The following is a 19,988-nucleotide window of genomic DNA, read 5'->3' as shown; positions in this document are numbered from 1 at the left end:
CATGGCGCACTTCGCAGTCGTCACTCCTGCGTTCTATAGCCACTTCAACGCCATGTCGGCGCTCGCCGTCGAGCTGATCGACCGCGGACACCGCGTGAGCTTCCTGCACCGCCCGGACGCCGCGCAATGGGTGGCGGACGAGCGCATCGGCTTCCACGCCGTGGGCCTCGACACCCATCCGCCCGGATCGGTACAGGCGGCGCTGCGGCGCGCGGCCAATCCCGGGGGGCCGCTCGGGCTGCGGCGCGTGATCGAGGACATGGCCGACAGCACCGCCATGCTGTGCCGCGAACTGCCGGCCGCGCTGGACACCCTGGGCATCGACGCCATCCTCGCCGACCAGATGGAAGCGGCCGGCGGCCTGGTGGCCGAGGCGCTGCGCATCCCCTTCGTTTCGGTGGCCTGCGCCCTGCCCGTCAACCGCGAGCCGGGCGTGCCGCTGCCGGTGATGCCCTTCGAGTACGGCCAGAGCGAACGCCACCTCAAGATGGCCGAGGGCAGCACCCGCGTCTACGACTGGATGATGAGTCCGCACCGCCGCGCCATCGCCCTGCAGGCGCGCCTGCTCGGCCTGGGCGAGCGCGACAACCTGCAACACTGCCTGTCGCCGCTGGCGCAAATCAGCCAGACCACCTCGGCCTTCGATTTCCCGCGCCGCGCGTTGCCCGCGCATTTCCACCACGTGGGACCGCTGCGCTTCACGAAGCGCGCCGCCAGCGCCAGGGACCGCGACTACTTCCTGCCCGAGATCGCGAGCGATCGTCCCTTTGTATTCACCTCGCTGGGCAGCATGCAGGGCGCGCGCTTCGGCCTGTTCCGGCGCATCGTGCGCGCCTGCCGCGCGCTCGACGTGCAGCTGCTGGTGGCCCATTGCGGCGGCCTGGATGCTCACCAGGAGCAGGTCTTGCGGGGCGAAGGCGCCACCTGGGTGTGCGCCTTCGCCCGCCAGGAAGCGGTGCTGGCGCGCGCCGACGCCGTGGTCTCGCATGCGGGCGTGAACACGGTGATGGACGCGATCGCGGCGCGCACGCCGATGCTGGCGCTGCCGATCGCCTTCGACCATCCCGGAGCGGCGGCCAGGGTGGTCCATGCCGGCATCGGCCTGCGCATGTCGCCGCGCTTCGCCCGCGCCTCGGCCATCCGCCGTCAGGTGCGCAGGCTGCTGGACGAACCGGGCTTCCGCCAGCGCCTCGAACCGCTGGCCGCGAACCTGGCCCAGGCCGGCGGCACGCCGCGCGCGGCCGATATCGTCGAAGCGGCGCTGCACCTGCGGCGCACACCGGACAGCGTGGCCTGCCTTGGATAAGTCCTACGACCTGATCCTGGTGGGCGGTGGGCTGGCGAATGGCCTGATCGCCTGGCGCCTGCTGGCCCGGCGCCCGGAGCTGCGCATCCTGCTGCTGGAACAGGATGCGCAGATCGGCGGCAACCACACCTGGTCCTTCCATGACGGCGACCTGGATGCGGCCCAGCGCCAATGGATCGCGCCCCTGGTCTCGGCGCGCTGGCCGCGCTACGACGTGGTGTTTCCGCTGTACGCGCGCACGCTCGACAGCGGCTATGCCAGCATCGCCTCGCAGGATTTCGCGCGCGTGATCGCCCCGGCGCTGGGCGCATCGCTGCGCCTGAATGCGCGCATCGAGAGCCTGAATCCGACGCAAGTCGGCCTGGCCGACGGTTCCACCCTGCGTGCGAAGGCCGTCATCGACGGCCGCGGCATGCGCGCCAGCAGCCGCCTCAGGCTCGGCTACCAGACCTTCCTCGGCCAGGAAGTGCGCCTGAACTGGCCGCACGGCCTCAAGGCCCCGGTCATCATGGACGCCAGCGTCGCCCAGCAAGGCGGCTACCGCTTCGTCTACGTGCTGCCCTTCGGGCCCGACCGGCTGCTGATCGAGGACACCCATTACGTCGACACCCAGGTCTGGGAACCCGAGCGCCTGCGCGCCAATATCGCGGCCTACGCGCGCGAGCAGTGCTGGGACATCGCCGAGGTCCTGCGCGAGGAACAGGGTTCGCTGCCCATCGTGCTGGCGGGCGACTTCGAGGCCTACTGGAACGACCTGCAGGGCCAGCCCTGCGCCGGCCTGCGCGCCGGGCTGTTCCACTCCACCACCGGCTATTCGCTGCCGCATGCGGTGCGGCTGGCCGAGCGCATCGCCGGTTTGCGCGAGCTCGACGCGCCGCAGCTGTTCGCCGCCATCCGCGACGAAGCGCGGCAGGAATGGCGCCGCCAGCGCTTCTTCCGCATGCTCAACCGCATGCTGTTCCTGGCCGGCAGTCCGGACAGCCGCTGGCGCGTGATGCAGCGCTTCTATCGGCTGCCGGCGCCGCTGATCGCCAATTTCTACGCCGGCCGCCTGAGCCTCGGGGACAAGGCGCGCCTGCTGTCGGGCAAGCCGCCGGTTCCCGTGCTGCAGGCCTTGTCGGCCGTGTGCAAGACCCACCCTCGCCAATTCGGGAAGCAAGAATGAACGCCACCAAAAAAGCAGTCGTCGTGGGCGCCGGCTTCGGCGGCCTCGCGCTGGCCATCCGCCTGCAGGCCCGGGGCGTGCAGACCACCCTGCTGGAGAAGCGCGACAAGCCGGGCGGACGCGCCTACGTGTACGAAGACCAGGGCTTCGTGTTCGACGCCGGGCCGACCGTCATCACCGACCCTTCCGCCATCGAGGAATTGTTCACTGTGGCCGGCAAGCGCATGCGCGACTATGTCGAGCTGCTGGAAGTCGCACCCTTCTACCGCCTGTGCTGGGAAGACGGCAGCCATTTCGACTACGCCAACGACCAGGACGCGCTCGACCGCCAGATCCACGCGCGCAATCCGGCCGACGTGGCGGGCTATCACCGCTTCCTGGCCTATTCGAAGGCCGTGTTCGAGGAAGGCTACGTCAAGCTGGGCGCGGTTCCTTTCCTTTCCTTCCGCGACATGATCCAGGCCGGTCCGCAGTTGGCGCGCCTGCAGGCCTGGCGCAGCGTGTACGGCATCGTGTCGCGCTTCATCCAGGACGAGCACCTGCGCCAGGCCTTCTCCTTCCACTCGCTGCTGGTGGGCGGAAACCCCTTCGCCACCTCGTCGATCTACACCTTGATCCACGCGCTGGAGCGGCGCTGGGGCGTGTGGTTCCCGCGCGGCGGCACCGGGGCGCTGGTCAGGGGACTGGTGCGGCTGTTCGAAGACCTCGGCGGGCGCATCGAGCTGAACGCGCCGGTGGCGCGCATCGAAACGGCAGGTGCGCGCGTGAGCGGCGTGCGCCTGGAGGACGGCCGCCTGTTCGCCGCCGACGCGGTGGCCTCGAACGCGGACGTGGTCCACACCTACGGCTCCCTGCTGGGCCAGCATCCGCGCGGCAGCGCCGAAGCGGACAGCCTGCGCAAGAAGCGCTTCAGTAATTCGCTGTTCGTGCTCTACTTCGGGCTCGATCGTCACCACCAGCAGCTGCGGCACCACACGGTCTGCTTCGGGCCGCGCTACCGGGAACTCATCAGGGACATCTTCCAGGGCGATGCGCTGGCCGAGGATTTCTCGCTTTACCTGCATGCGCCCTGCGTGACCGACCCGTCGCTGGCGCCGCCCGGCTGCGGCAGCCACTACGTGCTGGCGCCGGTGCCGCACCTGGGCAATGCTCCGATCGACTGGGAAGTCGAAGGACCGCTGTACCGCGACCGCATCTTCGATTACCTGGAACGGCGCTACATGCCGGGCCTGCGCAGCCAGCTGGTCACCAGCCGCATCTTCACGCCGCTCGACTTCCGCGAGCAGCTCAACGCCCACCTGGGCTCGGCCTTCTCGCTGGAGCCCATCCTGACTCAGAGCGCCTGGTTCCGGCCGCACAACCGCGATGCGGTGCTGCCCAACCTCTACCTGGTGGGCGCCGGCACCCATCCCGGCGCCGGCGTGCCGGGCGTGATCGGCTCGGCCAAGGCGACGGCGGGCCTGATGCTGGACGAGGTGGCGCCATGAGCGAAGCCCTGTTCGAGCACGCGACCCGGACCATCGAGGCCGGTTCGAAGAGCTTCGCGGCCGCCGCCAGGCTGTTCTCGCCGGGAACGCGGCGCAGCGTGCTGATGCTGTATGCTTGGTGCCGCCACTGCGACGACGTGGTGGACGGCCAGGAACTCGGCTTCCACGCCGCCGCGCAAACGCCGCACGACGCCAGGCGCGAGCTGGCCGAACTGGTCGAGCAGACCCGGCGCGCCTACGCGGGCGAACCGATGCGCGATCCCGCCTTCGCCGCCTTCCAGGAAGTGGCGCTGCGCCACGCCATGCCGCAGCGCTTCGCCTTCGACCACCTGGCGGGCTTCGCGATGGATGTCGGGGAAACGCGCTACGAGACCATCGAGGACACGCTGCGCTACTGCTACCACGTGGCCGGCGTGGTCGGGCTGATGATGGCGTCGATCATGGGCATGAAGGATGCGGCGGTGCTGGACCGCGCCTGCGACCTGGGCCTGGCCTTCCAGCTGACGAACATCGCGCGCGACATCGTCGAGGATGCGCAGAATGGCCGCTGCTACCTGCCGGCCGCATGGCTGCGCGAGGCCGGCATCCCGCCGGCGGAGGTGGCGCTACCCAGGCACCGCGAAGCGCTGGCGCGGGTGGCGGCGCGCCTGGTCGACTACGCGGAACCCTATTACGACTCGGCCAACGCGGGCATCCGCGACCTGCCCCTGCGCTCGGCCTGGGCCATCGCGACCGCGCGCAACGTGTACCGGCAGATCGGGATCGAAGTGAAGCGGCGCGGCGCGCGCGCCTGGGACGAGCGCTGCGGCACCTCGAAGGCGGAGAAGCTTTGGCTGCTGGGGAAAGGCGGCGTGGCCGCGCTTACTTCGCGTCTCGGCTCTGCGCCGCCACGTCCGCCTGGCTTGTGGCAGCGGCCTGGCGCGGCGCACGCAGCGGTCCCGGATGCCGCGCTTGCAGTTGACGCTTGAGGGTCTCGACCGGCGGCGCGTACAGGAAGCCGAAGGACACCGCGCCGTCCTTGCCCTCCACCGCGTGGTGCATGCGGTGCGCCTGGTAGAGCCGCTTCAGGTAGCCGCTCTTCGGCACGTAGCGGAAAGGCCAGCGGCGGTGCACCAGACCGTCGTGGGCGACGAAGTAGAGGAAACCGTAGGCGGTCATGCCCGCGCCGATCCATTCGAGCGGATGGGCGCCCTCGGTGCCGAACCAGATCAGGGCGATGGCGACGCCGGCGAAGACCACGGCGTACAAGTCGTTCTTCTCGAACCAGCCGGTGCGCGGTTCATGGTGCGAACGGTGCCAGCCCCAGCCGAAACCGTGCATGATGTACTTGTGCGCGACGATGGAAAACACTTCCATCATTACGACGGTGAGCACGACGATGAAGGCATTCCAGAGCATGGTGGCTAGTGGCGGATCGGCAGGCAATGGCGGAACTCCAGCCTACCATAAGCCCTTGGGCGCACGGCTCCCTCTGCATGACAAACACGGTTCACCACTAGACAGGAGACGTATGACCCGCTATCTACTTGCCCTGCTCCTGCTGCCTGCCGCTTCGGCGGCCGCGGCGGCCACCATCGAAGTGCGCGTCTCGAACGTCGCCGGCGGCAAGGGAACCGTCAACGTGGCGGTCTGCGACAAGGAGCGTTTTCTCAAGCAGTGCGCCTACAGCGCTTCCGTGCCCGCACAGGCGGGAGAAACCGTCGTGCTGGTCGAGGGCGTGCCGCCCGGGACCTGGGCGGTGCTGGCCTACCAGGACGCGAACGGAAACAAGGAACTGGACCGCAATGTGATCGGCATCCCGAAGGAGAACTACGGCTTCAGCCGCGACGCCAAGGGCGCCTTCGGTCCCCCTTCGTTCGAGGCGGCGGCCATCCAGGTGGACGGCGAGCGCGCGGTCGCCGCCATCCGGCTGCATTAAGGCTGGGCGAGGAAGGGCAAGGCGCGCTCGAGCAAGGCGTCCGGCGCTTCCTCCGGGATGTAGTGGCCGCAAGGCAGCGCCTCGCCGCGCACGTCGTCGGCGATCCGGCGCCATTCCTTGAGCGGGTCGAAGCAGCGGTGGACCACGCCGTCTCCTCCCCAGAGCACCATCAGCGGCGTGGCCAGGCGCTTGCCGGCGTCGCGGTCGGCGCGGTCGTGCTCCAGGTCGATGGTGGCGGAGGCGCGGTAATCCTCGCAGATGCCGCGCGCGGTGTCGGGCAGCGCCAGGCAGCGCTGGTATTCCGCCAGCGCGCGCGGATCGAAAGGCGCCAGGCCGCTGCTGCGCCGGCCCATGACATCGGTGACGTAGGCGCGCGGATCGGCCTCGATCAGGCGTTCCGGCAGCGGCGCGGGCTGGATCAGGAAGAACCAGTGCCAGTAGGCGCGTGCGAAGGCTTCGCTGGTCTGTTCGTACATCGCCAGGGTCGGGGCGATGTCGAGCAGCACCATGCGCCGTACGGCGTCCGGATGATCGGCCGCAAGGCGGTGCGCCACGCGGGCGCCGCGGTCGTGGGCCAGGACACTGAAATTGTCGAAGCCGAGCGACTGCATGACGGCCAGCATGTCGGCGGCCATGCTGCGCTTGCTGTAGTTGCTGTGCGCTTCGTCGGCCGGCGGCTTGGACGAGTCGCCGTAGCCGCGCAGGTCGCAGGCGACGACCGTGAACTGCCGGGCCAGCCTTGGAACAACGCGGTGCCAGATCGCATGGGTCTGGGGATGGCCGTGGAGCAATAAGAGCGGTGCGCCGCTTCCCCCGATGGCCGCGCGAATCCGTATGCCCGGCGCGGTATCGACGTCACGTGGTTCGAAATCGGGAAGAAGCGTTGTTGTCATGCGCGAAGTTCCGGTTGGCAAGTTTAAGAAAAAACGTCCCAAACGGAACGCCATTCCTGTGTGAACGAGGCATACTGCCATCATGCGGCGTCACTGCCTTCGCTCGGCTTTCGCCACCATCATACCGTGCCTCCCCGAAGCAAGCATGTGATGAACAGCCCTGACCACTCCCTCGCCGTATCGCCGGATTTCGAGCTGCTGTTCCAGGCGACGCCGATGCCTTACCTGATCCTGCGGCCGGACCTGACGATCGTGGCCGTCAACGACGCCTACCTGAACGCCACGCTCACCACACGCTCGCACTTGATCGGGCGCTACATGTTCGACGCCTTCCCCGACAACCCTTCCGATCCGAAAGCCACGGGCGTCAACAACCTGCGCGCATCGCTCAACTGGGTGCTCGAGCACAAGACGCCGCATCGGATGGCGATCCAGAAGTACGACATTCCCATCCGCGACTCGCCGCATGGGGAATGGGAAGAGCGCTATTGGTGTCCGCTCAACAGCCCGGTGCTGTCCAGGTCGGGAGAACTCGCCTATATCATCCACCAGGTGGAAGACGTGACCGAGCAAACCCGCAGGCAGCAGGTGGCCGAAGCGGGGGAAGCCTGGTTCCGCCAGGTGGCCGACGCCATGCCGCAGATCGTCTGGTCCACGCTGCCGGACGGCTATCACGACTATTTCAACCGCCAATGGTTCGACTTCGTCGGGGTCGCCGAAGGCAGCACCTTGGGGAATGCATGGAGCGAGCTGTTTCATCCAGCCGACATGGAGGAAGCTTGGAAACGCTGGGCGCACAGCCTCGCCACCGGCGATCCTTATGAAGTCGAATACCGGCTGCGGCACCGGTCCGGCCAGTACCGGTGGGTGCTCGGACGCGCCCTGCCCATCCGTAACGAGGCCGGCCAGATCACCCGCTGGATGGGAACCTGCACCGATATCCATGAGTGGAAGCTGACCCAGGCCGAGCTGGAGGATGTGCGATACCGGCTGGAAGCGGCGCTGACCGCCGCCGAGATCGGCACCTGGACCTGGGACGTCCGGGAAGACCGGGTCTATGCCGACTGCAATTTTGCGCGGCTCTTCGAAATGAGCGCCGGCGACGCGAACGGCGGGCCGATTTCGGCCTACCTGAACAAGATACATCCGGACGACGTGGAGGAAGTGCGGGCGGAGATTTCTTCCATCCTCGCCAGCGGCGGGCCTTATCAGCGCGCCTATCGCCTGGTGCGCGCCGACGGAGGCGTACGTTACGTGCAGGCGCGCGGCAAGGTCCACCTCGACGCCGACGGCAAGCCGGCCTGGCTGCCTGGCGTGGTCCTGGACATCACCGAGCAGAAGCTGGCGGAAGAAGCCCGCGCCAAGACCGAATCGAAGTTCAGGACGATTGCGGAATCGAATACCATCGGCATCGTCCAGCACCGCGAGGACGGCAGCCTCGCCGAGCCGAACGAGGCCTTCCTGCAGATGGTCGGACTGACACGACAAGGCTTCGAGGACAGTCACCTGTCCTGGACCGCATTGACCTCCTGCCAGCCGGAGGTATTCCAGCGCAAGTGGGCCGAACTGCGCTGCAAGGGACTGATCGAAGCCTTCGAGGCCGAGTTCTGCCGGCCCGACGGAACGCGCCTGCCGGTCTACATCGGGGCGGCGAACTTCGACCGCACGCGGGGCGAAGGCATCGCCTATATCCTCGACATCAGCGAAGTGAAGCAAGCCCAGCAGGCGGTGGCGGAAAGCGAGACCAAATTCCGCACCCTGGCCGACAATATTCCCCAGCTGGCGTGGATGGCGGCGACCGACGGCCGGATCTTCTGGTTCAACAGCCGCTGGACCGCCTATACCGGCAAGGGCATCGACGAGATGCGCGACTGGGGCTGGGAGACGGTGCACCACCCCGACCATGTGGACTCGGTGAAGGCCAGGTATGTCGACATGATCGTGAACCGGCAGGTGGTGTGGGAAGACACCTTCCCCTTGCGCAGCGCGAGCGGCGAGTACCACTGGTTCCTGTCGCGGGCGGTGCCGGTGCACAATCCGCAGGACGAGATCCTGTACTGGCTCGGCACGAATACCGACGTCACCGTGCAGCGCGAAGCCGAAGCCGCGCTGGAGCGGGCCAACCGGCGCAAGGACGACTTCCTGGCGATGCTCGCGCACGAGCTGCGCAATCCCCTTGCGCCGATCAGCACGGCGGCCCAGCTGCTCAAGCTGCCGGGACAGGATGAAAAGATGGTCAAGCGCGCCAGCGAGATGATCGGGCGCCAGGTCAAGCACCTGACCGAACTGGTGGACGACCTGCTGGACGTGTCGCGGGTCACGCGCGGCCTGGTGTCGATCGACAAGAAGGACGTCGATATCAAGACGGTCGTCAACAATGCGGTCGAGCAGGCTTCGCCGGTGATCGAGTCGCGCCAGCACACCCTGATCATGCGGCTGGCCTCGGCCCATCCCTATGTGCTGGGCGATGACACGCGCCTGGTGCAGGTGCTGACGAATCTGCTGAACAATGCGGCCAAGTACACGCCGCAAGGTGGCGAGATCCAGCTGTCCGTGGAGATCCAGGGGCTGCAGGTGTGCATCTGCGTGAGCGACAACGGGATCGGCATGGATGCGGCCTTGCTGCCGACCGTGTTCGATCTGTTCACGCAGGCGGAACGCACGCCCGACCGGTCCCAGGGCGGGCTGGGGCTCGGGCTGGCGCTGGTCAAGAGCATCGTTCACTTGCATGGCGGCGAAGTGACGGCGCACAGCGATGGGCCGGGAAAAGGGAGTACGTTCACAGTGTGCCTGCCTTTGCTGGACCGGCAGCTGGCCGACAGCGGGCCGGCGGCGCGTGAGCATGGCCCGAGCGATGGAGCGCCCTTGCATATCCTGCTGGTCGACGACAACCAGGATGCGGCGCAGTCGTTGGCGGCGGTGCTGCAATCGTACGGACACGAGGTGACGGTGAAGTCGGATGCCAACGATGCGCTGGAGGAAGCGCATGCCGCGCCTCCGGATGTGTTTCTGCTGGATATCGGTTTGCCGGATATGGATGGGTATGAGCTGTCGCGGCAGCTGCATGCCCGGCCGGAGAACAAGGATGCGACCTATGTGGCGGTCACGGGGTATGGGCAGGCGCACGACAAGGTGCTGGCAAAGCAGGCGGGGTTCGATCATTACTTTGTCAAGCCGGTGGACTTGCCGGCATTGCAAAGTGTTCTGGCGGCGAAACATCATCGCCCCTGACAGCACTGAGCTGTGCAAAAAAGAAAAGGCCCTTGTAAACAAGGGCCTTGGAATTTTGGCGGAGAGAGGGGGATTCGAACCCCCGATAGGCTATGAACCTATACACGCTTTCCAGGCGTGCGACTTAAACCACTCATCCATCTCTCCTGATGGGGTTTCGTGGGTATCCCACGAAGCCGCCTATTATAGCAAGGATTTCCAGCTCTACAAGGCCTGTCACGCGCCAGGAGCAACTTGCCAGCGCCGGCGCCACGGGCGCAGGACGTGGCGGACCGGGTTGACCTGGGTGCCGACCTCCTCTTCCCCGATCAAACCGCGGCGCTTCAGGTGGCGCAGGGCGACCTGGACGGCCGATTTCGACAGGCCCGTTTTGACGGCGATCGTCTGCAGGCTGGCCGGTACCTGGTCGCGGTCCAGGGCGTGCGCACTGTGCAGCAGGTAGAGGTAGACGACAAAGGCAGCCGGACGGCGGTCGTGGCCGACCAGGTCGGGCATCAGCACGTCGAAGACGTAGGCGTCCATCTCGGACTGGCGGGTAGTCATGGATACTATAGTTCTTAGAATCACACAGCCAGTGATGGTGCCACGATAATGGTGCATCTCGCAACTACGGCAGGCATGCCTACTCATGATTACTCAACTGAAATTCGTCAGCGTCCCGGTGGCAGACCAGGACCGCGCCCTCGCCTTCTATACCGAAAAACTGGGCTTCGACATCGCGACCGACCAGCCGATGGGGCCGGGCAAGCGCTGGATCGAGCTGCGGATTGCGAACTCGGGGACGCGGGTGGTGCTGTTCACCATGGATGGGCAGGAGGACCGGATCGGGACCTTCTTCAATGGGGCGTTTGCCTGCGATAACGTGGAGGCGACGTATCGGCAGCTGAGCCAGCGGGGGGTGGAGTTCCTGGAGCCGCCGACCTCGCAGCCGTGGGGGTCGTTTGCGAAGTTTAAGGATTCGGAGGGGAATACCTTCGTGTTGTCGTCGTCCTGAGCGCTGCTCGGCACTGCTGGCGTTACGGCTGTGCTGAGAACATAAAAAATGCCCACCCCTCTTGCGAGGGCGCGGGCATTTTTCCGCCGAATGCGGCGAACGAAGCTTAAGCGCTTTCCTTCAACTGCTCCAGAATCGCCGGATTCTCGAGCGTCGACACGTCCTGGGTGATCGTCTCGCCCTTGGCCAGCACGCGCAGCAGGCGGCGCATGATCTTGCCGGAGCGGGTCTTCGGCAGGTTGTCGCCGAAACGGATCTCCTTCGGCTTGGCGATCGGACCGATCTCCTTGGCCACCCAGTTGCGCAGTTCGGCCGCCAGCTTCTTGGCTTCCTCGCCGGTCGGGCGCGCCTGCTTCAGCACCACGAAGGCGCAGATCGATTCGCCGGTGGTCTCGTCCGGCTTGCCGACCACCGCGGCTTCCGCCACGATCGGGTTCGCCACCAGCGCCGACTCGATCTCCATCGTGCCCATGCGGTGGCCCGACACGTTCAGCACGTCGTCGATGCGGCCGGTAATCGTGAAGTAACCCGTGTCCTTGTTGCGGATCGCACCGTCACCGGCCAGGTAATACTTGCCGCCCAGTTCTTCCGGGAAGTAGCTGGTGCGGAAGCGGTCCGGGTTGTTCCAGATGGTGCGGATCATCGATGGCCATGGACGCTTGACCACCAGGATGCCGCCCTGCCCGTTCGGCACGTCGGCGCCCGCTTCGTCCACGATCGCGGCCATGATGCCCGGCAGCGGCAGGGTGCAGGAACCCGGCACCAGCGGGGTCGCGCCCGGCAGCGGGGTGATCATGTGGCCGCCGGTCTCGGTCTGCCAGAAGGTGTCGACGATCGGGCAGCGTTCCTGGCCGACATTCTTGTGGTACCACATCCAGGCTTCCGGATTGATTGGCTCGCCGACCGAACCCAGCAGGCGCAGGCTGGACAGGTCGAAGCTCTTCGGGTGCACCTTGGCGTCCGCATCCGAAGCCTTGATCAGCGAACGGATCGCGGTCGGCGCGGTGTAGAAGATCGAGACCTTGTGCTTGGCGATGGTTTCCCAGAAGCGGCCGGCGTTCGGATAGGTCGGCACGCCTTCGAACACGATCTGGGTCGCGCCCACGGCCAGCGGACCGTAGGCGATGTAGCTGTGGCCGGTCACCCAGCCGATGTCGGCGGTGCACCAGTAGACGTCGTCGGGCTTGATGTCGAAGGTCCATTTCATCGTCATCGCGGCCCACAGCAGGAAGCCGCCGGTCGAGTGCTGCACGCCCTTCGGGGTGCCGGTCGAACCGGAGGTATAGAGGATGAACAGCGGATGCTCGGCATCGACCCATTCCGGCTCGCATTCCGCGCTCTGGCCTTCCAGCACCTCGTGCAGCCAGATATCGCGGCCTTCCTTGAAGGCGATGTTGCCGCCGGTGCGCTTGTAGACGATCACGTCCTTGATGGTGTCGCAGCCGCCCAGCGCCAGCGCTTCGTCGACGATGGCTTTCAAAGGCAACGATTTGCCACCACGCAGTTGTTCGTCGGCGGTGATGACAGCCACGGCGCCGGCGTCGATGATGCGTTCCTGCAGCGACTTGGCCGAGAAACCGCCGAACACCACCGAGTGGGTGGCGCCGATGCGGGCGCAGGCCTGCATGGCGGTCACGCCTTCGATCGACATCGACATGTAGATGACGACGCGGTCGCCCTTCTTGATGCCGCGCGATTTCAGCGCATTGGCGAACTTGCAGACGCGCTCGTGCAGCTCGCGGTAGCTGGCCTTGGTGACGGTGCCGTCGTCCGCCTCGAAGATGATGGCGGTCTTGTCGGCGTTGCCGTTCTTCAGGTTGCGGTCCAGGCAGTTGTACGAGGCGTTCAGCTGGCCGTCGGGGAACCACTTGTAGAATGGTGCGTTGGATTCGTCGAGGACGGTGTTGAAGGGCTTGTGCCACTCGATATGCTCGCGGCCCTGGCGGCCCCAGAAACCTTCGTAGTCGCTTTCCGCCTCGGCGCACAGCTTCTCGTACTCGGCCATGCCCTTGATCGCCGCCTTCTCGGTAAACGCCGCCGGCGGCGGGAACACACGGTTTTCCTGAAGCGTGAATTCTTCGTGATTCGTCTCGTGCTCAGCCATTCCAGTCTCCATAGTTAGTAGTAAGTTTTATCAGACACCTTAGAGGTGCTCGCTTACTGAGCCCTTACAGGCCCTTCGTCCACTGTCATTCTACCAACGCCCGCCGGGAACAGATCAAGACCCGGCAAAAGAGCCCAGCTTTACGAGCGCGCCGCTTCCATGTCCCGGCGCAACAAAGCCTCTAACTGATCCGCCGGCACCGGACGGCTGTACAGGTAGCCCTGCATCTCGTCGCAGCCGTAGCCTTGCAGGATGTGCGCCTGCTCGCGGGTTTCGACCCCTTCCGCCACTACCGAGAAATTGAAGGCGCGCGCCAGCCGCGTGATCGCGTCGACGATGGCCGATTCGGTGTTACTCTCCTTTAATGCGCGCACGAAGGACTGGTCGATCTTGATCGCGTCGAAGGGAAAGCGCTGCAGGTAGCCCAGGCTCGAATAGCCGGTGCCGAAGTCGTCGATCGCCACCTTGACGCCCAGCGCGTTGATGCCGCGGATCAGGGTTTCGAACAATTCGGTATCGTGCAGCATCTGGCTTTCGGTCAGCTCGATCTGCAGGTAGCCTGGCGCCAGCCCGGTGCGCCGCAGCACGCTCGCCAGGTAAGCCGGGAACTGCTCGATCTGGGCATTCGCCGCCGACAGGTTGACCGCCACCGGCACCGCGGGCAGGCCGGCATCCTGCCAGGCGCGGTTCTGGCGGCAGGCGGTCTCCAGCACCCAGCGGTCGATGCGGCCGATCAGGCCGCTGTCCTCGGCCACTTCGATGAACTCGCCCGGCATGACCAGGCGGCCGCCCGGCTGCTGCCAGCGCACCAGCGCCTCCATGCCGGTCAGCGCGCCGGTACTCGGCGCCACCTTGGGCTGGTAATGCAGCACCAGTTCGTCGTTGCGCAAGGCCTGGTGCAGCGCGCTCTCGATCGCCAGGCGGCGGTCGGCGCGCTCGCTGATCTCGCGGGTGAAGAAGTGATAATGGTTGCGCCCGCTCAGCTTGGCGCGGTGCATGGCCGCGTCGGCATGCTTGAGCAGCACGCCGGCTTCGGCGCCGTCGGCCGGATACAGGGCGATGCCGACGCTGGCCGTCAGGTTCAGTTCCGCGTCGCCGATGTGGAAAGGCTGGCCGACCGCCTGCAGGATGTGCTCGGCCACCCGCACCGCGTCGCTGCTGCTGCGGATCTCCGGTTGCAGCACGGTGAATTCGTCGCCACCCTGGCGGCTGACCGTGTCGACCGAGCGCACGCTGTCCAGCAGGCGCTGCGTGACTTCCTGCAGCAGCAGGTCGCCCACCTCGTGGCCGAGCGAGTCGTTGATGTGCTTGAAACCGTCGAGGTCGATGTACAGCAGGGCTAGTTCGCCGTGCCGGTCGCGCGCCTGGCCGATGGCGTGCGCCAGGCGCTCGTGCAGCAAGGCCCGGTTGGGCAGGCCGGTCAGGTGGTCGTGGCGGGTCAGGTGCGACATCTTCATGTGCATGGCGCGCGACTCGCTGACGTCGTGGAACACCACCACGCCGCCAACCACCTCCCCTGCCCGGTCGTGCACCGGCGCGGCGGCATCCTCGACCGCGCGCCGCGCGCCGTCGCGCCGCACCAGTTCGGTGTCGATGCCCAGCCCGACCCGGCGGTTGCCCTGGATCGCCAGGGTCAGCGGACAAGGCAGCGGCGCGCCGCTGGAATGGGCAACCAGCCGGAACACGTCCGTGACCGGCTTCCCTTCGGCCTGCATCAGGTACCACCCGGTCAGGACCGAAGCGGCCGGATTGAGATAGGTGACCCGCCCCGCGGTATCCGTGACGATCACCCCGTCGCCGATCGAGTTGAGCGTGACCTGGGCGCGCTCCTTTTCTTCGAACAGCGCCGCTTCCGCACGGCGCCGCGCCACGAACTGGCCGAGCAGGCTGCCGACGGTCTCCATCATCTTCAGCAGGCCCTCGTCCGGCTCGGCGACCCGGCGCGAGAAGAATTCGACCACGCCCAGAAGGTCGCCGCCGGCCGTCACCGGGAAGGCGAAGGCCGCGTGCAGGTCCGCGCCCAGGGCCTCGCGCACGCGCGGGAAGCCGCCGTCGGTCGCGATGTCGGTGATCCACTCGGGCTGCCGGCTGTTCCATACCCGGCCGGGCAGCCCTTCGCCGCGGGCCATGCGGCGCACCCGCGAGACGCCTTCGAAGGCCGCGGTCTCGTGCTCGCGGCTCCAGAACTCGCAGCAATGCAGGTCGTCGCGCTCGGTGTCGAGCATCCAGATCGCCCCCACGCACCAGCCGATCGCCTCGCAGATGGCCTGCAGCACCTTGGGTCCCGCTTCGGCCAGGTTGTCCGATGCGACCAGCGCGGCGGCGGCGGCTTCCTGCGCGGCCAGGCGCCGCATGGCCGCGCGGCGGCTGCTGATGTCGTGCAGGAAGGCGTGGAAACGCCGCTCCTGCCCGTGCCCGGTGGTCCAGACGGTGAGCTCCACCGGCAGCTGCTGCCCGTCGCGGTGCCGCACCATGGTTTCGATGCGGCGGTTGAGGAAGCGCGTGCGCCCGCTGGCGAGCTGGCGGATCAGGCGGCCGGCGCGCGGGCGGTGAGGACGCGCCGGCAGAAGCAGCTCGGGCAGGTTGCGGCCGATCGCCTCCTCGCGCGGCCAGCCGAAGGTGGCCTCGGCCTCGCGGTTCCAGGCGACCACCGTGCCCTTCACATCCATTGCGATATAGGCGTCGCGCGCGGTCTCCAGGACGCTGCGGGCCTCTTCCTCGCTCTGGCGCAAGGCCTGCTCGCTGCGTTCCAGGTCGGCGTTCAGGCCTTTCAGCGCGGCGTTGCTGTCGCGCAGTTCGGCGGTGCGCTCGCGCACCTGCCGTTCGATGGTGACGGTGCGCCCGACCATGACCAGCAAGAAGGTGCTGAGCAGGCCGGTGAACATCAGCGCCACCACCCGTGCGCTCCAGGCCATCGGCGAGCGGTAAGGCAGCGGGTTGTTGCTGTCGAGCGTAAAGGTGAATTCCCAGGGCCGGCCGCCGACCCCCATGGTGACGCGGTGGACCATGCCGACACGCTCGGCGGCGAGCTCGGTATAACCGGAGGAGGAAGCGCCCGCGGACGGGCGCGGGGTTTCGACCAGCAGGCGCCCGCCGGGCGTGCCGCGGTCGGTGAGGCGGATCCGGATCCCGGTCAGGTCGATGCCGCGCAACAGGCCGCTCAACATCTGCTCGACGCGCAGCGCGGCGCATACATAGCCGCGCAGCGCCGCGCGGCGCTCCTCGACGGTGGCAAGCGGTTCGCCGGCCAGGTAGGCGGGCGCCAGGATCAGCACGCCGCTGCGTTCGCTGGCCAGGTCCACCAGGCCGATGCTGACGCTGGCCGTCGCGCGGCCGCTGTCCCGCGCCTGCTGCAGGGCCGCCAGGCGCGCCGGGTCGGAAGACAGGTCGAAACCAAGGACGCTGTTGCGGACCGGCTCCATGAAGGTGACCGGCGTGTACTCCGCACGCCAGTCCGCCAGCACCAGCGCTCCCTGCGGGCCGAGCACCCGGATGCCGGCCGGCGCGTAGCCCTGCATGCGCATCGAGGCTTCGTAGTCCGGGCGCTGCGCGGCCGTGATGCGCGGGACCCAGGAAATGGCGTGCAGGTTCGGGTGGCGCCTGAGCAGGTCGCCCACCAGGCGGCGGAAGCTGTCGCGGTCGAGCGGCGCCTCGCTGAGCGTCAGGAAGCCAGCCACCGCATGCAGGGCCTCGGTGTATTCGGTCAGCTTCTGCTCGAGGTTGTTCGCGATCAGTTCGCTGCGCCGGGAGAATTCCGCCTGGGCCTGCTCGCGCTCGAGCGCGCTGGTGCGCGTGAACAGCAGCGAGATCACGGCCAGCAGCACCAGCATCGGCAAGGTGGCCAGCATGCGGCTGCGCGGGGTGATCGAGCGCGGATCGGCGGTCCAGAGCAGGTACAGGGGCAGCCCGATCAGCACGCCGATGGCGTCCGCCACCCACCAGGTGAACCAGTTGAAGCCGGCGTCGCCGCGCGCCAGGACGCCGGTCGCCCACAGGGTGGCGATGCCGGCCGAGGCGCCGATCAGGCAGGCGAAGGGCCCGCCGAGCGCAAGCATGGCCGCGATGCGCCCCACTCCCGCCGCCTCGCCCCCCAGGCTGCAGCGGCGCACCAGCGCCGCCCCGGCCAGCGCCTGGACGGTGGCGCCGGCCGCGATGCCGGCCGCGGTGAGCGCCGCGGGGACCAGGTCGCCGGTGGTACCGAAGGTGACTTGCAGGCTGAGGAGGAAAGAGCCGAGCGCGACGCCCGGCCAGGCGCGGTAGCCGAAATGCAACAGACCGACAAGCGCGATCCCCGCGGACGGCCAGACCGATGCCGCGTAGCTCGGCGGAACCGCCGACAGCAGCGCCAACCACCCGAGCAGGTAGTATTCCGCTGCCAACATCACGATGGCAGCGATCCGCTGCGGGGTCGAGGAGGCCATGGCCTTTCGATTGCGTGAAGGTGACAGCCAGTATAACGCTCCCGCTTAGGAAGGATGATTTGTTTGCAAATCGCTATCGTGCGGGCACCTCTCCCTCGCCGCGCCCCGGCGAAGGCCCTCGTTCGACGTTGCTAAGCAGCAATAAGCACTTTCCGAAGCCGGGGAAACGGGTCCCGGCCCCGGACATGAATGCACTTGCCGGTGTAGAATGCTCAGCTGTTTTGTCGCATTCCTGGAGTCCTTGCCTCGATGTCCCAGCTTTCACCGAACAACCAAGCCCCCAAGCTGACCCCGCTGAACAACCTGATCTTCGCCAGCCGCTGGCTGCAGCTGCCGCTGTACCTGGGCCTGATCCTGGCGCAGTGCGTCTACGTGTTCCATTTCTGGGTCGAGCTGGTCGACCTGATCGGCGCGGCCATGGGCAACGCCGCTTCGCTCCAGCACATCCTGGACGCGGTCAGCGTGCCGAACGGCCCGCGCCCGACCAAGCTCACCGAAGTGACCATCATGCTGGTCGTGCTCGGCCTGATCGACGTAGTCATGATCTCGAACCTGCTGATCATGGTGATCGTGGGCGGCTACGAGACCTTCGTGTCGCGCATGCACCTGCATCTGCACCCCGACCAGCCGGAATGGCTGTCGCACGTCAACGCCTCGGTCCTGAAGACCAAGCTGGCGATGGCGATCATCGGCATTTCGTCGATCCACCTGCTGAAGACCTTCATCAATGCCTCGGCCTACGACGAGAAGACGCTGATGTGGCAGACCATCATCCATTGCGCCTTCCTGGTGTCGGCGCTGGCGATCTCTTACACCGACCGCATCACGACGATCACGCATCACCAGCAAAAGCATTAATCCTTTACTAGAGAACCAACATGGCAACCGTCATCAAACAGGAAGACCTGATCGAATCCGTCGCTGCCGCGCTGCAGTACATCAGCTACTACCACCCGGCCGACTACATCCAGCATTTGGCCCGCGCCTATGAAGCCGAGCAGAGCCCGGCCGCCAAGGACGCGATCGCCCAGATCCTGACCAACTCGCGCATGTGCGCCGAAGGCAAGCGCCCGATCTGCCAGGACACCGGCATCGTCAACGTGTTCCTGAAGGTCGGCATGGGCGTGCGCTTCGAGGGCTTCACCGGTTCGGTGACCGACGCCGTCAACGAAGGCGTGCGCCGCGCCTACAACTTCGCGGACAACAAGCTGCGCGCCTCGATCGTGGCCGACCCGCACTTCGAGCGCAAGAACACCAAGGACAACACCCCGGCCGTGGTCCACATGGAACTGGTCGAGGGCGACACCGTCGACGTCAAGCTGGCTGCCAAGGGCGGCGGCTCGGAGAACAAGACCAAGTTCGTCATGCTGAACCCGTCCGACTCGCTGGTCGACTGGGTCATCAAGACCGTGCCGCTGATGGGCGCCGGCTGGTGCCCGCCGGGCATGCTGGGCATCGGCATCGGCGGCACCGCCGAGAAGGCGATGCTGATGGCGAAAGAGTCGTTGATGGAAGACATCGACATGTACGAGCTCAAGCAGCGCGGCCCGCAGAACAAGCTGGAAGAACTGCGTATCGAACTGTGCGACAAGATCAACGCGCTGGGCATCGGCGCCCAGGGCCTGGGCGGCCTGACCACCGTGCTGGACGTGAAGATCAACATGTACCCGACCCACGCGGCCTCGAAGCCGGTGGCGATGATCCCGAACTGCGCCGCCACCCGCCACGCCCACTTCGTGCTGGACGGCTCGGGCCCGGCCTATATCGAACCGCCGGCGCTGTCGACCTGGCCGGACGTGCACTGGACCCCGGACACCGAGAAGTCCAAGCGCGTCGACCTCAACACCCTCACCAAGGAGGAAGTCGCTTCGTGGCAGCCGGGCCAGACCCTGCTCCTGAACGGCAAGATGCTGACCGGCCGCGACGCCGCGCACAAGCGCATCCAGGACATGCTGGCCAAGGGCGAGTCCCTGCCGGTGGACTTCACCAACCGCGTGATCTACTACGTCGGCCCGGTCGATCCGGTGCGCGAGGAAGTCGTCGGCCCGGCAGGCCCGACCACCGCGACCCGCATGGACAAGTTCACCGACATGATGCTGGAGAAGACCGGCCTGATCGCGATGATCGGCAAGGCCGAGCGCGGCCCGGCGGCGATCGAATCGATCCAGAAGCACAAGTCGGCCTACCTGATGGCGGTGGGCGGCTCGGCCTACCTGGTGTCGAAGGCGATCAAGTCGGCGAAAGTGGTGGGCTTCGAGGACCTGGGCATGGAAGCGATCTACGAGTTCGAAGTCACCGACATGCCGGTGACCGTGGCCGTCGATTCGACCGGCACCTCGGTGCACGTCACCGGTCCGAAGGAATGGGCCGCCAAGATCGAGTCGCTGAAAGGCATCCCGGTCGCCACCGTGTAATGTAGGGTGGGCGGCGGGGCCCGCCCCCCGGGCCACAGGACGTTGGGGCCCCCCC

14 protein-coding genes and 1 tRNA gene are annotated in these 19,988 nt (G+C 66.9%); 9 read left to right on the top strand and 6 right to left on the bottom strand.

Annotated features, from left to right (window positions below; translation table 11 throughout):
* The first annotated feature begins 1 nt into the window (after position 1).
* From J8847_RS15865 to crtB, 4 genes are read left to right on the top strand one after another with little or no spacing between them, the layout of a single operon-like run.
* Positions 2-1,306 (top strand): glycosyltransferase, encoded by a 1,305-nt coding sequence (locus tag J8847_RS15865; RefSeq protein WP_211525684.1) that lies wholly within the window; start codon positions 2-4, stop codon positions 1,304-1,306.
* Positions 1,299-2,471: a lycopene beta-cyclase CrtY gene (gene crtY, locus J8847_RS15860; RefSeq protein ID WP_211525683.1), complete on the top strand. Its 1,173-nt coding sequence runs from the start codon at positions 1,299-1,301 to the stop codon at positions 2,469-2,471. Before J8847_RS15865 ends, crtY begins: the two co-directional genes overlap by 8 nt.
* On the top strand, positions 2,468-3,958 hold the full coding sequence (locus J8847_RS15855; protein WP_211525682.1) for a phytoene desaturase: 1,491 nt from the start codon (positions 2,468-2,470) through the stop codon (positions 3,956-3,958). Before crtY ends, J8847_RS15855 begins: the two co-directional genes overlap by 4 nt.
* Positions 3,955-4,926, top strand: coding sequence for a 15-cis-phytoene synthase CrtB (crtB, locus tag J8847_RS15850; protein ID WP_211525681.1), 972 nt, complete (start codon positions 3,955-3,957; stop codon positions 4,924-4,926). The genes J8847_RS15855 and crtB overlap by 4 nt, the downstream gene beginning before the upstream one ends.
* Here crtB and J8847_RS15845 read toward each other — a convergent pair.
* Positions 4,820-5,356: a sterol desaturase family protein gene (locus J8847_RS15845; RefSeq protein WP_211525680.1), complete on the bottom strand. Its 537-nt coding sequence runs from the start codon at positions 5,354-5,356 to the stop codon at positions 4,820-4,822. The genes crtB and J8847_RS15845 overlap by 107 nt on opposite strands.
* A 112-nt stretch (positions 5,357-5,468) precedes the next feature.
* On the opposite strand from J8847_RS15845, the gene J8847_RS15840 reads away from it, so the two are divergent.
* Positions 5,469-5,876, top strand: a complete 408-nt coding sequence (locus tag J8847_RS15840) for a DUF2141 domain-containing protein (RefSeq protein WP_211525679.1) — start codon at positions 5,469-5,471, stop codon at positions 5,874-5,876.
* Here the strand turns inward: J8847_RS15840 and J8847_RS15835 are convergent.
* Positions 5,873-6,769: an alpha/beta fold hydrolase gene (locus J8847_RS15835; protein ID WP_211525678.1), complete on the bottom strand. Its 897-nt coding sequence runs from the start codon at positions 6,767-6,769 to the stop codon at positions 5,873-5,875. The two genes, J8847_RS15840 and J8847_RS15835, sit on opposite strands and share 4 nt — an antisense overlap.
* 150 nt (positions 6,770-6,919) lie before the next feature.
* Here J8847_RS15835 and J8847_RS15830 point away from each other — a divergent pair, with 150 nt between their 5' ends.
* Positions 6,920-10,000, top strand: a complete 3,081-nt coding sequence (locus J8847_RS15830; RefSeq protein WP_211525677.1) for a PAS domain S-box protein — start codon at positions 6,920-6,922, stop codon at positions 9,998-10,000.
* 56 nt (positions 10,001-10,056) lie between these two features.
* Here J8847_RS15830 and J8847_RS15825 read toward each other — a convergent pair.
* Both J8847_RS15825 and J8847_RS15820 read right to left on the bottom strand, forming a co-directional pair.
* Positions 10,057-10,147: transfer RNA gene (locus J8847_RS15825), tRNA-Ser, on the bottom strand.
* Between the two features lie 69 nt (positions 10,148-10,216).
* Entirely contained in the window at positions 10,217-10,543 is a 327-nt protein-coding gene (locus J8847_RS15820) for a helix-turn-helix domain-containing protein (protein WP_211525676.1), read from the bottom strand.
* An 85-nt stretch (positions 10,544-10,628) separates the two neighbouring features.
* On the opposite strand from J8847_RS15820, the gene J8847_RS15815 reads away from it, so the two are divergent.
* Positions 10,629-10,994, top strand: a complete 366-nt coding sequence (locus tag J8847_RS15815) for a VOC family protein (RefSeq protein WP_211525675.1) — start codon at positions 10,629-10,631, stop codon at positions 10,992-10,994.
* A gap of 106 nt (positions 10,995-11,100) precedes the next feature.
* On the opposite strand, the gene acs is transcribed toward J8847_RS15815, so the two are convergent.
* Together acs and J8847_RS15805 are read right to left on the bottom strand one after the other, a co-directional pair.
* On the bottom strand, positions 11,101-13,098 hold the full coding sequence (gene acs / locus J8847_RS15810; RefSeq protein WP_211525674.1) for an acetate--CoA ligase: 1,998 nt from the start codon (positions 13,096-13,098) through the stop codon (positions 11,101-11,103).
* Between the two features lie 140 nt (positions 13,099-13,238).
* On the bottom strand, positions 13,239-17,519 hold the full coding sequence (locus J8847_RS15805) for an EAL domain-containing protein (RefSeq protein ID WP_211525673.1): 4,281 nt from the start codon (positions 17,517-17,519) through the stop codon (positions 13,239-13,241).
* Positions 17,520-17,768: 249 nt separating this feature from the next.
* Between J8847_RS15805 and J8847_RS15800 the strand changes: the two genes are divergently transcribed.
* Together J8847_RS15800 and J8847_RS15795 are read left to right on the top strand one after the other, a co-directional pair.
* Positions 17,769-18,377 carry a TIGR00645 family protein gene (locus J8847_RS15800; RefSeq protein WP_211525672.1) on the top strand — a complete coding sequence of 203 codons (609 nt, stop codon included), beginning with the start codon at positions 17,769-17,771 and terminating at the stop codon, positions 18,375-18,377.
* A gap of 20 nt (positions 18,378-18,397) precedes the next feature.
* The gene (locus J8847_RS15795; protein WP_211525671.1) at positions 18,398-19,933 is read left to right on the top strand and encodes a fumarate hydratase; all 1,536 of its coding nucleotides are present in this window, start codon (positions 18,398-18,400) and stop codon (positions 19,931-19,933) included.
* Positions 19,934-19,988 lie beyond the last annotated feature (55 nt).

The organism is Massilia sp. AB1, assembly GCF_018119385.1.
Taxonomy (GTDB): Bacteria; Pseudomonadota; Gammaproteobacteria; order Burkholderiales; family Burkholderiaceae_D; genus Telluria.
The sequence above is the reverse complement of the archived record's forward strand: the minus strand, read 5'-3'. Positions and strand labels throughout refer to the sequence as shown.

Bases quoted from the DNA above. Each gene is read 5' to 3' on its own strand.
- J8847_RS15865 (WP_211525684.1), top strand. From the start codon at position 2: ATGGCGCACTTCGCAGTCGTCACTCCTGCGTTCTATAGCCACTTCAAC.
- J8847_RS15855 (WP_211525682.1), top strand. From the start codon at position 2,468: ATGAACGCCACCAAAAAAGCAGTCGTCGTGGGCGCCGGCTTCGGCGGC.
- crtB (WP_211525681.1), top strand. From the start codon at position 3,955: ATGAGCGAAGCCCTGTTCGAGCACGCGACCCGGACCATCGAGGCCGGT.
- J8847_RS15845 (WP_211525680.1), bottom strand. From the start codon at position 5,356: ATGCTCTGGAATGCCTTCATCGTCGTGCTCACCGTCGTAATGATGGAA.
- J8847_RS15840 (WP_211525679.1), top strand. From the start codon at position 5,469: ATGACCCGCTATCTACTTGCCCTGCTCCTGCTGCCTGCCGCTTCGGCG.
- J8847_RS15835 (WP_211525678.1), bottom strand. From the start codon at position 6,769: ATGACAACAACGCTTCTTCCCGATTTCGAACCACGTGACGTCGATACC.
- J8847_RS15830 (WP_211525677.1), top strand. From the start codon at position 6,920: ATGAACAGCCCTGACCACTCCCTCGCCGTATCGCCGGATTTCGAGCTG.
- J8847_RS15820 (WP_211525676.1), bottom strand. From the start codon at position 10,543: ATGACTACCCGCCAGTCCGAGATGGACGCCTACGTCTTCGACGTGCTG.
- J8847_RS15815 (WP_211525675.1), top strand. From the start codon at position 10,629: ATGATTACTCAACTGAAATTCGTCAGCGTCCCGGTGGCAGACCAGGAC.
- acs (WP_211525674.1), bottom strand. From the start codon at position 13,098: ATGGCTGAGCACGAGACGAATCACGAAGAATTCACGCTTCAGGAAAAC.
- J8847_RS15805 (WP_211525673.1), bottom strand. From the start codon at position 17,519: ATGGCCTCCTCGACCCCGCAGCGGATCGCTGCCATCGTGATGTTGGCA.
- J8847_RS15800 (WP_211525672.1), top strand. From the start codon at position 17,769: ATGTCCCAGCTTTCACCGAACAACCAAGCCCCCAAGCTGACCCCGCTG.
- J8847_RS15795 (WP_211525671.1), top strand. From the start codon at position 18,398: ATGGCAACCGTCATCAAACAGGAAGACCTGATCGAATCCGTCGCTGCC.